The organism is Haloactinomyces albus, assembly GCF_031458135.1.
Taxonomy (GTDB): Bacteria; Actinomycetota; Actinomycetes; order Mycobacteriales; family Pseudonocardiaceae; genus Haloactinomyces; species Haloactinomyces albus.
Window position 1 is genome coordinate 2,897,211 of sequence record NZ_JAVDXW010000001.1, and the last position, 14,307, is coordinate 2,911,517.

The following is a 14,307-nucleotide window of genomic DNA, read 5'->3' on the forward strand; positions in this document are numbered from 1 at the left end:
GCGGGCACCTGCTGGACCTCTGCCTCCTCGAGGCAGGCGGTTCAGTCACAGGCGGTTGTCGGAGTTGATCAGCGGCTTACCGTTCTCGACGATCATGCCGAGGAGATGTTTCTCGGTGGTCGTCTTCTCCTCCTCGTCCATCTTGTACCGCAGAGTCACCAGTACCTTGTTGCCGAGGGCCTTCGGTTTTTCGACGATCTTGACGTCCTTGACCGAGTTCCACCAGTCCTCGTATTCGTCCTTGCCCATCTGCTGCATTTCAGGCCCGAGCATCGCCCACGACTTGTCCAGCTTGTCGGGAACCAGGGAGAAGTACTTCTTGACCGCGGCCTCCAGCTTCTTGCCGGGCACCTTCTTCGTGCTGCTGCGTGTCGGAGCACTCGATTCCGTACTGCTGGGAGCGGCGCTACTGGACGGAGGTGCCGTCGTACGAGGACCCGTTGTGGCCGGTGGCTCCGGCGCTGAGGTCGGGGCCGGAGCGACTGTTGTGGGAGCGGCGGCGGGCAAGGACGGTTGCTGCGCGCTCGACCGATTCGCGCCGACACTGCCGAAGGCGTTGGCGACCAGCACACCGATGAGAATCGCGGCTGCCACGGCCACGACCCACACGATTCGCTGACGGGCTTTCGTGGACCCGGTCGAATCGGCGGACGCGGAGTCGCCGAGCTGGACGGGCGGGTTGCCTCCGGAGGTCTGGTCGAGCCGGGTGCCACCGGAGCCCTGCGATGCCGGGGCACCGTGGGCCGCAGAGACCGCCGGCCCAGGTGCCGCGGGTGGGGCAGGTGCCGGAGCAGGGGTGGACTGCCGTCCACCGGTGCTGTTGGGAATCGGCCGTCCCTCTGCCACGGCCTGCAGGATGACCTGCGCTTGCGCCATGGTCGGACGTTCCACCGGATCGGGCCGCAGGAGCTGCATGAGCGCGACCGTCATCGGTCCGCCCTGTCGGGGCGGTTCCACCTGACCGCGCGAGACCCGGTGCAACAGGCTGATGGCGTTCTCGTCGACTCCGAACGGCGGGTGCCCTTCGATCGCCGCATACAGCGTCGACCCGAGCGAGAACACGTCCGAGGCGGGAGCCGGGTCGCGGCCCAGCGCGACCTCCGGCGACAGGTACGCGGGAGTACCGGCCAGGATGCCGCTCTGGGTGACCGCCACGTCGCCGATCGCCCGCGAGATCCCGAAGTCGGTGATCTTGGCCTGGCCGTTGTCGCCGAGCAGGATGTTGCCGGGCTTGAGATCCCGATGCACGATGCCCGCCATGTGAGCAGCCGAGAGTGCACCCGCGACCTGGGCGCCGATTCTGGCGACCTCCAGCGGCGGAAGCACACCGCGCTCGGAAATCATCGACGCCAGGCTTTCCGACGGCAGGTACTCCATGACCAGCACCGGCTGGCCTTCGTCCTCGGCGACGTCGAAGATCGCGATCGCGTTCTGATGCTGCAGCCGTGCCGCGATACGGCCCTCGCGCATCGAGCGTTCACGGGCTTCTTCGGTTTCGGCGTCGGTCTGGCCTGCCTGCAGCAGCAGTTGCTTGACCGCGACCGTGCGCTGGAGGCGCTCATCGACGGCACGCCACACGACCCCCATCGCGCCACTGCCGATCTGCTGGTACAGCCGGTATCGGCCCGCGATCAGACGACCTTCGTCGCTCACACGTGTCTCCTGGTCCTGGTGGTGCCGGTGCGGGGATGACTCCGGCCGGGCCCCTCGCGACCGGCTTCACTCGGCGCCCGTAACGGTACTGGGTCACGCCACCCCGGCAGTCACCGGCCGCAATCAGACCGCGGAGATCTGCGACTCCGATGGTTCTGCACTACTGCCGCCGGTGGTGCCGTCTCCAGCAGGCTGAGTTTCGCCGCCGTCGCCGGTGCCGCCGTCGCCGGTGCCGCCGTCGCCGGTGCCGCCGTCGCCGGTGCCGCCGTCACCGGTGCCGCCATCGCCGGTGCCGCCGTCACCGGTGCCGCCGTCGCCGGTGCCGCCGTCGCCGGTGCCGCCGTCGCCGGTGCCGCCGTCGCCGGTGCCGCCGTCGCCGGTGCCGCCGTCGCCGGTGCCGCCGTCGCCGGTGCCGCCGTCGCCGGTGCCGCCGTCGCCGGTGCCGCCGTCGCCGGTGCCGCCGTCGCCGGTGCCGCCGGTGGGCTCGCCGCCGGTGGGATCACTTCCGCTGGTGGGATTGCCCGGCTGCTGTGGCTGCGTCGTGGGATTGGGATTGTCCGGCCGCTGCTCCTGCTGCTCCTGCTGCCGGTTGTCCTTCTCGTCGCTCGGGTACACGGTCGTCCACCGGCGGATCGTCGTCCGGTCCGGTGCGATCGGTGGCGGCGCCTGCCTGCTGGTCTCCTCGTTTCCGGCGGGATCGACCGAGGTCCTGCCGTTCTGATCCCCCAGAAACGCCGACGTCACGAGAACGGAGATGACGGCAGCGGCGGCCAGTGCGATCCCGGAGACCAACACCGGGCCCTTGCGTCGCCGCGGAGACTCGGTCAGTGCCGCATCCCCGCGCGTGTCCGCACCCATGTACGAGGTGGCGTCCGGGTAGGCATCCTCGCTGTAGGGATCCTCGTCGTAGGGGTATCCCGCCGCGACGCTCGTCCCGTCCTGGCCGACCGCAGGAGAAGGAGTCAGGTTCGGTGCGCTGGTAGCTGCTGCCGAGCCGGGATCCATCGCCGGGGGAATCGGCGCGGCAGACGTCGGCACCGAGGTCACGTCCTGCCCGTCGGCGACGGCCTGCAGCATCTCGCGCACCTGCGCCATGTCCGGGCGGTCCTCGACGCGGGCCTGCAGCATCGCCATCAGCGGCTCACTCATCGGCCCGGAGTTCTGCGGATGCTCGACCCGGCCCGCGGCGACGGCGTGCAGTAGCGCCAGTGTGTTCTCGCTCTGGCCGAACGGCGGACGGCCCTCGATCGCCGCGTACAGCGTGGCGCCGAGGGAGAACACGTCCGAGGCCCCCGTGGGCTCCTCGCCACAGGCGACGTCGGGCGACAGGTACGCGGGAGTGCCCGCCAACATGCCGGTCTTGGTGACCGCCACGTCTCCCTGAGCGCGGGAGATCCCGAAATCGGTGATCTTCACCGTGCCGTCCTGCCCGAGCAGGATGTTGCCCGGTTTGATGTCCCGGTGTACCACTCCCGCCGAGTGAGCGGCACCGAGCGCCGAGGCCACCTGGGCGCCGATCCGCGCCACCTCCCGAGGGGGCAGCGGACCGTGCTCGGACATCATCGACGCGAGGCTGGTGGAGGGCAGAAATTCCATGACCAGCACCGGCTGGCCTTCGTCCTCGGCTACGTCGTAGACCGATACCGCGTGCGCGTGCTGCAGCCGGGCCGCGATCCGACCTTCCCGCATTGCCCGCTGCCGCGCTTCCTCGGCTTCACCCGGATCCAACCCGGGCTGCAGCAGCAACTGCTTGACCGCGACCGTGCGATGCAGGCGCTCATCGACACACTCCCAGACCACGCCCATCGCGCCACTGCCGATGCGTCGCTGCACTCGGTAGCGTCCGGCAACCAGGCGACCTTCGTCGCTCACCGACGTCTCCCCGTACTGCTCTCGGCATCCGAATGGCCATGTCCCGCGCTCTTGTGCCCCGCGGAACGGTGAACCACCGGGTGCCGGTGGATTTGGTGGGCCGGGTCCGGCCCTCCGACATGTACATGCTTGTCCATCGGCCGAGGTGCCCCGTGGCACATCCGACCGTGCTACGGCAGCCTAGCCGATGCCGTTTCCCCGTAGGCCCCAAGTCCGGGAATTCGCGATCTCTCGCTCTCGTGCCGCGTTCGTGCGCGACCGAATGCCGTGGCACATCGGAGGCGGTATCGCGGCCCGTTCCTCGTTTCCGCAGTTGACGCGCAACGTGGGCGGGTGGTTCCCGACCGTGCCTGCGCGCGAGCGGCCCGATTCGTCGGGTCGGGCAGGAGTGCCGACACCCGAGGTGTGTGGCGTCTCGGGCGGACATTCACGGCCTCGTATCTCTCGGCGGAGAAGACAGGTCGTTGCCGCATTGTTGTGAGAATACCGGCGACCGTCGGCCGGACATTGCGCCGTCCGGCGGTATCCCCCTCGGACATCCCCCGGATGATCGCGCAGGCGGCTGTTTTTCGTGTATCCGGTCATGTGTGCCTGGCGGCCAGTAGTTCGATGTCGACGATATACGGGTGGGTGCCCTCGTCCACGGTGAACACGTGCCGAAGCATGATGTGCCTGCCGTCGGGGTGTTCTGCCGTGAGCGTGGCAACCACCGCACCATCCTGCCGGGAATGGATCCGCTGCGTTCGTACCGACTTCAACGCCTGCCACGCTCGTACGATCTCGGCGCGCTGTGTGGTGATGAGTTCCGGGGATACCAGGGCCATGGCTCGATCGGGGTCGGTGCCGAGCAAGCGGTGGAAGTTGGTGATCAGCAGTATCGCGGATCTCGTGCTTCCGGCGAGCGGGTTCGCCTGCCCCAGGCCGACATCCGATTCCGCTTTCGGTGGCGGTGGGCCCAGGAGGTCCTCGAGGCGTAGTTGTCCGGACTCCCGGGCAGGAGGCCGAGCCACGGTGAACGGCCGGGCCCGGTGCAGCAGGTCCGGGCGCAGCGCCTGTGCTCCCGTGACCGGTTCCGCCCGTGCGCCGGGGACCGCAGGGGAGCTCGCCGGTGACCGCTGCAGGATCAGCGAGGTCAGTGTCATCCCGCCGCACAGCAGCAGGACCCCCAGCAGCGCTCCGGCCGTACGCAGTGTCCTCGGTGGGGACGGCGGGTCCGGATGCGGCACTGTGCCCCGGCCGTGCGTGCCCGGTTGCTGTTCGTGTTGCTGTTCGTGCCTGCCGGGTTCGCTGCCGGGCAGTAATGATCGCACCGGTCCGGGGTGGCGGCCGATCAACTCGGCAACGCTGACGTTCCGGGACCGTGTCCGGGCACGAGAGCGTCCCCGTTCGGTGGGGTCGGAGTTCATGCTCAGGAAACGGGGGTGTCGGCGACGATCATGGGTGTCTTGTCGGTGGTGAACTCGAGTTCTCGGCGCTGAGTGAGCACGGTGCCGTCCTCGCGGGTGAGGCGCAGGGTCGTCACGGTGCTCTCGTCCTGCGCGGAGCTGTCGACGACTTCGATGGAGGAGGCATCGGCGTAGCGGGTGGCGAAACCCGCGTAGCCTTCCGCCCGCAGTTCTCCGGCGGTCATGGCGTAGGCGTTGCGGAGATCACCGCGGGATACGGCCGTGAAGTACTGCTGCGTGCGTTGCCGGATGGCCTTGTTGCCGGTGATCAGGACATTGGTGATCCCGAAGGCTTCGGTGCTTCTGGAGGGCGAGGTGGAGCCCGACGGTTCCCCACCCGATGATTCACCACCGGCCGGGGTTTTACCGGACGACTCACCACCGAGTGATTCACCACTGAACGATCCATCACCGGGTGTGCCGGCACCGGAGGGCACACCGACGGATGAGCCGTCGCCGGAGGAGACTCCTCCCGATGGCTCGTCGCCGGATAACTCCCCGCCCGGGACTTCGTAGTCGGGTAACTCGTACCCGGGGATTTCCCGGATGGGCAATTCCTGGCCGGGGATGAGGTGCTCTCCCGGAAGGCTCGGGCTCTCGCCGTCCGGGGTGGTCGCGGGTGGACCCGTGGAGTCGGGCGCGCTCGTGCGGGGTGGTGCGGCACCGGGTGCGCCGGCTCCGTCCGACTGGTTCGGTTCCGGTGGGGTGGTCGTCGGGTGAGACGGCCGCTGTTCCAGGGACATCGAGTCGGTCGGCTTCGCGGTCGGCACGTGATTGCCCGTTGCGGGAAGCGGGGGATACTCCCCGCCACGGGGCATGTTCGGCACCTCCAGTCCCTGGATGGAGGCGGTATTGCTGCCCATCATGGCCGCCGTCGCGAACATGAGGCCGCCCAGCGTGGCTGCCGACGAAGCCACCGCGAACCATGCGGCACGTCGCCAGCTCGGTGGTGGCGTGACCGATGCGGGCACCATTCCGAGGTCGAACTTGTACAGGCCGGATGGGTTGGTGTCCTCGATCGGGTCGTGTCGAGGTTCCTGCGGTGAGTGCCTGTGCGGATGCTGCGGAATCGGGCTGGTGGGCTGCTGGTGTGCCTGTGGAGCGACCGGTCCTTCGATCCGGCCGGTCCAACCGGTGGGTTTGGCGCTGCGCATGAGGTCTCGACTTTCTGCCGCCCGGTGCGGGCCGCCGAATTCGATCAGGCCGTGTTGACCACGTGGAACACTTCCGCGAGACGGCCCGGGGCGGGGCCGTACCGCTCGGCGTTGCCTTCCAGATGCTGACGGATCATCCCTTCGAGATCGTGGAGGCGCGCGGTTTGGGAGTGGTGCGCGCGGAGAGCGGCCATCTTCGTGTCGAACTGCTCGGTGATGTCGACCGCGTGGTTGATTCGCTCCTGCGACGACTCCGACATCCACAGTTGGCGGACCGTCCAGGGCTGTAACCCGTGCTGCTCGGACAGGTCCGGGTGTGCGAACGCGTTGCGCGCGTCCGGATAGACCGCCGCGAGAGCGGCCTCACCGACCGCGCGGTGGTCCGGATGCGAGAGCGTCACGGCATCCCAGTTGATTTCCGGGGAATGCGTGACGACCACATCCGGGCACACCGTGCGGATGACCTTGGTGATGTCCCGCCGCAGGGAGAGGTTCACGACCACCTGGCCGTCCCGGTAGCCCAGGAAGACGACGTCGGTGACTCCGGCCGCTTCGGCGGCCGCACGTTGCTCCTGCTGTCTGAGCTGGGGCATGTCCGTTCGTGCCGTGTCGTCGAAGCCACCGGCTTCTCCGGACGTGCAGACGCAGTAGGTGACCTCCACTCCCGCCGCTGTCCATGCCGCGACGGTGCCCGCGCAACCGAAGTCGACGTCATCGGGGTGAGCAGTGACCACGAGTGCCCGCCGGATGTCATCGGCGGCAGGTTCCGGGTCCGTGGTCATGGTCACAGGTTAGGACCCTGCGGAAGTGTGTGCGCTCCGGGTGTCGACAATCACGCCCTGTGACACACCATCGTGTTGCCGTGTCGGCGTTGACGGCACCACGAATTTTCGGACAAGAGCCGGTGACCGGCTCAGTACCGGCCGCTGCGGAATCGGGTCTGGCTGCTTTGCAGCGCCTTGACCGAGGCGATGCCACCGCCACCGCCGAGCAGGATGGCCACGATATCCGCACCGACACCGCCGCTGGAGATCAGCAGGGCCAGCAGTGTCACGCCGAGCGTGACCCCGGTGACCGGCATGCGTTTCCGGGCGAAGTCGACGGCAGGCTGACCACCGGGTCGCTTGCGTGCCGCCGAGGACAGCATCGCGAGATAGCCGCCATGCCCGGCCGCGGCGACGAAGGCAACGAGCGTGACGATAAAGGCCACCACATCCACAACAGCACCCATACGTGTGAGTCTGCCTCATCCGACCCGTATCCGGCATCGGTGAGATCCCCGATATTTCGGTCGGCCCAGCACCGACAAGCCCCGGACCGGGTGAGGCATGTGGTCACGAGGTGCGAACGCACCGCTTCTTGGCTATGGCTTCCGGACGCGAATACCTTTAGTTTCTCGGCTATGGGTGACAGTTCACCGTCCGTGCCCGAACCCGGTGTGGGGAATGCGAGCTCGGATGCGGGGAGTGCCGGAAACCTCGCCGGCAGGCGGGCGGTCGTGACGGGTGCGGGCAGTGGTATCGGTGCGGCCGTGGCACGACGACTCGCGGCCGCGGGAGCCACCGTCGTCGCCGTGGACCGCACCGCCGACGCGGTGGAAGAGGTGGCGGCCGAGATCGACGGTCATCCGCTCGTGACGGACCTGAGTGATCCGGATGATGCCGCCGACGTCGGCGAGGGCGCCGACATCGTGGTCAACAACGCGGGTATGCAGCACGTGGCCCCGGTTCACCACTTCCCTCCGGATGTTTTCTCCCGGTTGCTGACCGTGATGCTGGAATCCCCGTTCCGGATCATCCGCACGGCGTTGCCCGGCATGTATGCCCGGGAATGGGGCCGCATCATCAACATCTCGTCGGTCCACGGCCTGCGCGCGTCCCCGTTCAAGAGTGCCTATGTGACCGCCAAGCACGGCCTGGAAGGACTCTCCAAGACGGTCGCGCTCGAAGCCGCCGGATACGGTGTCACCTCGAACTGCATCTGCCCGGGTTATGTGCGCACCCCACTCGTGGAGCAGCAGGTGGCCGAACACGCGGTGCTGCACCGCGTCCCCCGAGAGCAGGTGGTCGAGGATGTGCTCCTGTCCCACACGGCCGTGAAGCGCCTGGTGGAGCCCGACGAGGTCGCCGAGCTCGCAGCCTGGCTGTGCGGTCCGGCGAGCGGTTCGGTCACCGGATCGTCGTTTCCGATGGACGGGGGTTGGGCCGCTCAGTGACCCAGGCGGCCTCGGCCGAGACGCAGCAGGATCATGGCGAGTTCGCGACCTTCCGGGCCGAGTTCGCGGTAGCGCGCGAGCACGTCCATTTCACGGTTGTAGATGATGCGGGGACCGCCCTCGGCCATCCGGGCCGCGCCGATCTCGCGGGAGACCTCGGCGCGCCGCTTGATCAGACGCAGGATTTCGGCGTCGAGGTGATCGATCTCCTCACGGAGGTCACTGATCGGTTTCTCGTCGGGCTGCTCCGGGTCGGGCGCTTCGGACCACTGCTGTTCGTTGTCCACGGTGGTGCTCATGGTTTCGTCCTCCGGCTCGTGGGCCCCGGCCTCGACCCGGATACGTGAACGCCCCGAGTCCGAGGACTCCGGGGCGGCGTGGTGGTTTCGAGCTCACACAACTACGGGCGCCGGAGTCCCGGGCCCGTAAAAAAACTCGTAGTTGCGTGCCAGCACAGGGGCAGCCTATCACGGCCGAGCCGCCCTGCGGAGTGAGGCAGGCCACCGGATGGTTCTTGCGGCGATTCGGATCCCGGCGGGTCCTGCCGGTACTCTGAACGGTCGATGAGCGCCCTATTCGACATCCCCCACGACGGCTCTTCCCGAATCGAGGACACGTTCGGGGTGGCCGATTCCGCCGAGCCGCAGGCGGCACGGGAGTACGACCCGGAGGCGCTGGTGGCCGATCTCAACCCGCAGCAGCGCGAGGCGGTCGTGCACAGCGGTTCACCGCTGCTGGTCGTGGCAGGTGCAGGCTCCGGCAAGACCAAGGTGCTCACCCACCGTATCGCCCATCTGCTGGACGTGCGCAAGGTTCACCCCGGCCAGATCATGGCGATCACCTTCACCAACCGGGCCGCCACCGAGATGAAGGAGCGCGTGGTCGACCTGGTCGGTCGCCGTGCCGGTGCCATGTGGGTGTCGACGTTTCACTCGATGTGCGTGCGGGTGCTCCGGCGGGAGGCGAAGGTGCTCGGTCTCTCGTCGAACTTCTCCATCTACGACGCCGACGACTCCCGCCGTCTGATCACACTGGTCACCCGGGATCTGGAGCTGGACTCCAAGCGCTATCCCGTGCGCACGCTGGCCGCGCAGGTGTCGAACCTGAAAAACGAGTTGCTCACGCCCGAGGACGCGGCCGAGCAGGCGGGCAACGACCTGGAACGCAAGGTTGCCGAGGTCTACGCCACCTACCAGCGCCGACTCGCCGAGTCCAACGCGATGGACTTCGACGATCTGATCATGCGCACGGTCGAGCTGCTGCGGGGATTCCCGTCGGTGGCCGAGCACTACCGGCGCCGCTTCCGGCACGTGCTGGTCGACGAGTACCAGGACACCAACCACGCGCAGTACGTGCTGGTGCGTGAGCTCGTCGGGGTGCGGGACAGCAGCGGGCAGGGCGACAGCGGGCAGGGCGCCGGCCTCCCCGAGGGGAGCGCGGTCGAACCGGCGGAGCTGTGCGTGGTCGGTGACGCCGACCAGTCGATCTATGCCTTTCGCGGTGCGACGATCCGCAACATCGAGGAGTTCGAGCGCGACTACCCACAGGCGCGCACGATCCTGTTGGAGCAGAATTACCGCTCCACACAGACGATCCTGTCCGCTGCCAACGCGGTGATCAAGGGAAACACCAATCGCCGTGACAAGCGCCTGTGGAGCAGGGCGGGCGAGGGTGAACCGGTCGTCGGGTACGTCGCCGACAACGAGCACGACGAAGCGGCTTTCGTCGCCGCCGAGATCGACCGGCTCGTCGATCGGGGAGATGCGGCGTTCAGCGACATCGCGGTGTTCTACCGGACCAACAACCAGTCCCGCGTGTTCGAGGAGGTCTTCATCCGGCTCGGGTTGCCGTACCGGGTGATCGGCGGGGTGCGTTTCTACGAGCGGCGCGAGGTCCGTGATGCGCTCGCGTACCTGCGGGTGCTGGACAACCCGGACGACACGGTCAGCCTGCGGCGCATCCTCAACGTGCCCAAACGCGGCATCGGGGACCGAGCCGAGGGTGTGGTCTCGTCCCATGCCGAACAGCAGCGAATCTCGTTCGCCGCCGCACTGCGGCAGGCGGCTGCCGGGGAGATCGCGCAGTTGAACACGCGTGCGCAGCGGGCCATCGCGGGTTTCGTGGAACTGCTGGACGAGCTGCGCGACGTCGCGGCGGAGTCCGACGTGGCGGAAGTGCTGGAGACGCTGCTGGAACGTACCGGCTATCGCGGTGAACTCGAAGCCAGTGACGACCCGCAGGATGCGAGCCGGGTGGAGAATCTGACCGAGCTGGTCACGGTCGCGCGGGAGTTCACCGAGATGCGCGGCCAGGGCGCTGCCGCCTCCGGGCAGGAGCAGCCCGAGGAGGGTGCCGAGGCATCGGCCGAGTCGGTGGTGGCGCCTGCCGAGCCCGCCGCGGAGGAGGCCGGCGAGGCCGAGCTGGACGTGCCCGCCGATGACTCCCTCGCGGCGTTCCTGGAGCGGGTCTCGTTGGTGGCCGATGCGGACGCGTTGCCCGAGTCCGGCGACGGCATGGTCACGCTGATGACCCTGCACACCGCGAAGGGGCTGGAGTTCCCCGTCGTGTTCTCCACCGGCTGGGAGGACGGTGTCTTCCCGCACAACCGCGCGCTCGGCGACTCGACGGAGCTTGCCGAGGAGCGCAGGCTCGCCTACGTCGGAATCACCCGGTCGCGGCAGCGGCTGTATCTATCGCGGGCGTTGATGCGCTCGGCATGGGGCCAGCCGATGACCAATCCGGCATCGCGGTTCCTCGCCGAGATTCCCGAGGAACTCGTGCAGTGGCGGCGTATCGAGCCGCAACGGGCCGCGCCGCAGGTGCGCAGCACCTGGGGCGGCCACGGTGGTGGTTCCGACCGTGGTGGCTCGGGTTCGGGGACGCGCGCCGCCTCGGGGCAGAACTGGAAGGACAGTGTGGCCATCAAGCTGGCTGCCGGTGACCGGGTCAATCACGACAAGTACGGCTTGGGCACGGTGGTGGCCACCGAGGGCGAGGGAACGCGGGCGACGGCGACCATCGACTTCGGCGACTCGGGGACCGTGCGCCTGATGCTCATCGGCAGCGTCCCGCTGGTGAAGCTGTAAGGCGGCGCCGGATCACCACGTGTCGCCGTTGCCGGCCAGGTTTCGGCGGCCGACATGGACGGCATCCCGGGCCGACTCGTCCTCGTCCTCGAGACTCGGGGTGGAGTTGATGTGCTCGGTCAGTGCCTCGGCATTCACCTGGCGCAGGTATTGCCGAGCGGCCACGGTGAAGAACTCCGAGCGGCTCGTCCCAGCGCGTCCGCACATCGCGTGGCCCGCTCGAAGGCCGCGTCCGGGACGAAAATGGCTGTCGCCCTGCGAACGCGCTGTGAACTGCGGAACCAACGGCTGCACCGGCCTCCCACGGCTCATCGCCGCACCGACCGATCCACCATGTCATCCGGCCCCAGCCAGCCACCCACCTGAGGCAAGCTCCAAGGGAGCGGGGAGGGGTGAACGGACCATTCACCCACTCCCGGCAGCCGCTCACTGCTCGTCGCGCAGGGAAGGATGCAGCACCCCGGTTCGCTTGGGTGCGTCGATGATCATCGAGGTCTCCACCACGTCGACGTACTCGGCCCACGGTGCGGTGGTGATGAACTCGTGCAACGCCCCCGTATCGGTGATCGCCACGTGCACCAGGATCTGGTACTCACCCGCCGTGGCCACGGCGTAGCGAACGAAGTTCGAATCGAGCAGGGACTCGCCGACCAGGTCGATGTACCGGGGTGACATCTTCATCCACAGCAGGGCCTCGACCGGCAGGCCCAGCAACGCGGGGTCGACAACGGCCCGGACGAGCAGCCGTCCCTCCCGGCGCATCGTGTCGATACGCCGCCGCACCGTCGGCTCGGACAATCGAGTCAGTACCGCGAGTTCCTCGTTGGTTCGGCGACCGTCCTCGGTGAGCAGGCGCACCAGCTGCCGTTCCTCGGGGCTTCGGGGCTGGTCCGGGGGCGGCGCATACGTCGTGACCGGAGGGAACTCGGCCATATCGGCGGCCTCGTCCGCGCTCAGCAGGCCCGGCTGCCACTCGTGGACACCCCGGAAGTAGCGCAATACCGGGTTCGTGGAGCTGGCGACGAGCCCCGGCGTGCCGGGCAGCTCGTCGAGTACGAGCGCGGCGAGCCGGGGGGAAGGACAACTGATCTCGGCGGCGCAGTCGGCTGCGCCGGTCATCAGATACGTGAAGGTCGTGTCCGAGCGGCGCGCCAGGGTCGTCGCCGCCACTCTGAGTGCGCTGGGTGCGCAGTTCAGCCGGAGCACCACCATCTCCCCACGGAGCGCGAATCCGCGCACCGCCACCGAACCCGTCGACAGCAACCGGGCTCCGCGGCGCGCGACCGTGCGTTCGGGCTCTCGGAGCACCTTGGCGATTCGCCGCCACGAGGCGCGGCCATCCACCTGCAACGCCGCGATGATGCGCTGATCGAGCTCGTCCGGGCGGCTCTCGATCCTCTCCATGGGCCACATCATTGGCCGATTCCGTCAATATCACAAGGACCCTTGCCTACTTTTGAAATTACTTACACGCTGTTTCCCCAACTGCAAACGTCCATTCGGAGGTTCCATGTCGTCCGTGGCCACCGCTTCCAGCGGTGTATCGACGCCCAATGACACCCGAGCCGGGGCATCCACCCCATGGCGCCGGGTCATCTTCGGCGCCGGTGTCGGCAATGCCCTGGAGTGGTACGACTGGAGCGTCTACGCGGTCTTCGCGCCGTTTTTCGCCCAGCAGTTCTTCGACGCGACCAATGCGGTCTCGGCGATGCTGTCCACTCTCGCGGTGTTCGCCGTCGGCTTCGTGATGCGGCCGTTGGGGGGCATCTTCTTCGGCTGGTTCGCCGACCGCCTCGGCAGGCAGCGGGCGATGGTGGTGTCGATGGCCGTCACCGCGCTGGGCAGTCTGTTCATCGCGGTCGCTCCCACCTACCCCAGCGTCGGCTTGGTGGCCTCGGCACTGCTGCTGTTCGCTCGGCTGGCTCAGGGATTCGGTATCGGTGGGGAGATCGGCGCCTCGTACACCTACCTCGCCGAAGCCGCTCCGGCACGTCGCCGCGGTCTCTGGTCCTCGAGCATGTACGTGGCCGTGACCATCGGTGTGCTTCTTGCGACGGTGCAGGCCGCGGCGCTGCAGGGAGTGCTCACCGACGAGCAGATGACGGCGTGGGGATGGCGGATCCCGTTCGCCCTCGGAGCCGTGCTCGGTATCTACGCGTTCTACCTGCGCCGTGGGTTGCCGGAAACAACGGCATTCAGCAACGCTCGGGACACTCCCGAACCGGAGAAACAATCCATGCTCCGGGGGATCTGGGAGAACCGGATCGCCGTGCTCCGCGTGGTCGGGCTGACGGTCGGCGGCACGGTGCTGTTCTACACGTGGGCGATCGGCGCGACCAACTACGCGATCACCGTGAAAGGCATCGACCCCGACGGCGCACTGTGGGCGGGCGTGATCGCCAATCTCGTCTACATCGCCGCGCTACCGGTGTGGGGTGCTGTCTCCGACCGCTGGGGCCGCAAGACCAACCTCGTCATTTTCAGCGTCGGGCTCGGTGCGCTCAGCTTCCCGCTGAACTGGCTCATCCAGGGCTCCGTCTGGCAGTTGGGTCTGGCGATGTCCGTGGCACTCGTCGTGCACGCGGCTGTGGCCTCGATCCTGCCCGCGATGTTCGCCGAGATGTTCCCGGCGAGGGTGCGTGCCTCCGGTATGGCCTTGCCCTACTCGATCGCGGTGGCGGTCGCAGGCGGTACCGCGCCGTACCTCCGGACATACCTGGCCGAGGCGGGTATGCCCTCGGCTTTCACCTGGTACACGATCCTGCTGCTGGCGGTGGGGCTCGTGGTGATCGCCTCCATGCCCGAGACCAAGGGCAAAAAACTCGAGTGACCACCGGGCTGTTCCGGGGGCGACAGTATCGGCACAGTGCCTTCGATGGAGG

General features: G+C 68.1%; 12 protein-coding genes. 3 read left to right on the forward strand and 9 right to left on the reverse strand.

Annotated features, from left to right (window positions below):
* Window positions 1-45 precede the first annotated feature (45 nt).
* The 6 genes from JOF55_RS13715 to JOF55_RS13740 all read right to left on the reverse strand — a co-directional run bounded on the left by JOF55_RS13715 (window position 46) and on the right by JOF55_RS13740 (window position 7,355).
* Window positions 46-1,653 carry a serine/threonine-protein kinase gene (locus tag JOF55_RS13715; protein WP_310274201.1) on the reverse strand — a complete coding sequence of 536 codons (1,608 nt, stop codon included), beginning with the start codon at window positions 1,651-1,653 and terminating at the stop codon, window positions 46-48.
* A gap of 123 nt (window positions 1,654-1,776) precedes the next feature.
* A complete protein-coding gene (locus tag JOF55_RS13720; protein ID WP_310274203.1) occupies window positions 1,777-3,525 on the reverse strand; it encodes a serine/threonine-protein kinase in 1,749 nt (582 codons plus the stop codon).
* A gap of 581 nt (window positions 3,526-4,106) precedes the next feature.
* Window positions 4,107-4,931 (reverse strand): hypothetical protein, encoded by an 825-nt coding sequence (locus tag JOF55_RS13725; protein ID WP_310274206.1) that lies wholly within the window; start codon window positions 4,929-4,931, stop codon window positions 4,107-4,109.
* 2 nt (window positions 4,932-4,933) lie between these two features.
* Window positions 4,934-6,124: a hypothetical protein gene (locus JOF55_RS13730; protein WP_310274207.1), complete on the reverse strand. Its 1,191-nt coding sequence runs from the start codon at window positions 6,122-6,124 to the stop codon at window positions 4,934-4,936.
* A 44-nt stretch (window positions 6,125-6,168) separates the two neighbouring features.
* Complete coding sequence (locus tag JOF55_RS13735; protein ID WP_310274209.1) at window positions 6,169-6,906, reverse strand: PIG-L deacetylase family protein; 738 nt, start codon at window positions 6,904-6,906, stop codon at window positions 6,169-6,171.
* A gap of 131 nt (window positions 6,907-7,037) precedes the next feature.
* Entirely contained in the window at window positions 7,038-7,355 is a 318-nt protein-coding gene (locus JOF55_RS13740) for a hypothetical protein (protein WP_310274211.1), read from the reverse strand.
* A gap of 171 nt (window positions 7,356-7,526) precedes the next feature.
* Here JOF55_RS13740 and JOF55_RS13745 point away from each other — a divergent pair, with 171 nt between their 5' ends.
* Window positions 7,527-8,339 (forward strand): 3-hydroxybutyrate dehydrogenase, encoded by an 813-nt coding sequence (locus JOF55_RS13745; protein WP_310274213.1) that lies wholly within the window; start codon window positions 7,527-7,529, stop codon window positions 8,337-8,339.
* Here the strand turns inward: JOF55_RS13745 and JOF55_RS13750 are convergent.
* Window positions 8,333-8,638, reverse strand: a complete 306-nt coding sequence (locus JOF55_RS13750; protein ID WP_310274215.1) for a chorismate mutase — start codon at window positions 8,636-8,638, stop codon at window positions 8,333-8,335. The genes JOF55_RS13745 and JOF55_RS13750 overlap by 7 nt on opposite strands.
* 264 nt (window positions 8,639-8,902) lie before the next feature.
* Between JOF55_RS13750 and JOF55_RS13755 the strand changes: the two genes are divergently transcribed.
* Window positions 8,903-11,425: a UvrD-helicase domain-containing protein gene (locus JOF55_RS13755; protein WP_310274216.1), complete on the forward strand. Its 2,523-nt coding sequence runs from the start codon at window positions 8,903-8,905 to the stop codon at window positions 11,423-11,425.
* A 12-nt stretch (window positions 11,426-11,437) separates the two neighbouring features.
* Here JOF55_RS13755 and JOF55_RS13760 read toward each other — a convergent pair whose 3' ends face one another.
* Window positions 11,438-11,590, reverse strand: coding sequence for a hypothetical protein (locus JOF55_RS13760; protein ID WP_310274219.1), 153 nt, complete (start codon window positions 11,588-11,590; stop codon window positions 11,438-11,440).
* A gap of 261 nt (window positions 11,591-11,851) precedes the next feature.
* On the reverse strand, window positions 11,852-12,829 hold the full coding sequence (locus tag JOF55_RS13765; protein ID WP_310274221.1) for an Lrp/AsnC family transcriptional regulator: 978 nt from the start codon (window positions 12,827-12,829) through the stop codon (window positions 11,852-11,854).
* Window positions 12,830-12,935: 106 nt separating this feature from the next.
* Here JOF55_RS13765 and JOF55_RS13770 point away from each other — a divergent pair, with 106 nt between their 5' ends.
* Complete coding sequence (locus JOF55_RS13770) at window positions 12,936-14,255, forward strand: MFS transporter (RefSeq protein ID WP_310274223.1); 1,320 nt, start codon at window positions 12,936-12,938, stop codon at window positions 14,253-14,255.
* The last annotated feature ends 52 nt before the right edge of the window (window positions 14,256-14,307 follow it).

What these genes read in the sequence shown, in the direction of transcription:
- JOF55_RS13730 (WP_310274207.1), bottom strand. Translation starts at nt 6,124, where the DNA reads ATGCGCAGCGCCAAACCCACCGGTTGGACCGGCCGGATCGAAGGACCG.
- JOF55_RS13735 (WP_310274209.1), bottom strand. Translation starts at nt 6,906, where the DNA reads ATGACCACGGACCCGGAACCTGCCGCCGATGACATCCGGCGGGCACTC.
- JOF55_RS13740 (WP_310274211.1), bottom strand. Translation starts at nt 7,355, where the DNA reads ATGGGTGCTGTTGTGGATGTGGTGGCCTTTATCGTCACGCTCGTTGCC.
- JOF55_RS13745 (WP_310274213.1), top strand. Translation starts at nt 7,527, where the DNA reads ATGGGTGACAGTTCACCGTCCGTGCCCGAACCCGGTGTGGGGAATGCG.
- JOF55_RS13770 (WP_310274223.1), top strand. Translation starts at nt 12,936, where the DNA reads ATGTCGTCCGTGGCCACCGCTTCCAGCGGTGTATCGACGCCCAATGAC.
- JOF55_RS13750 (WP_310274215.1), bottom strand. Translation starts at nt 8,638, where the DNA reads ATGAGCACCACCGTGGACAACGAACAGCAGTGGTCCGAAGCGCCCGAC.
- JOF55_RS13755 (WP_310274216.1), top strand. Translation starts at nt 8,903, where the DNA reads ATGAGCGCCCTATTCGACATCCCCCACGACGGCTCTTCCCGAATCGAG.
- JOF55_RS13765 (WP_310274221.1), bottom strand. Translation starts at nt 12,829, where the DNA reads ATGGAGAGGATCGAGAGCCGCCCGGACGAGCTCGATCAGCGCATCATC.
- JOF55_RS13725 (WP_310274206.1), bottom strand. Translation starts at nt 4,931, where the DNA reads ATGAACTCCGACCCCACCGAACGGGGACGCTCTCGTGCCCGGACACGG.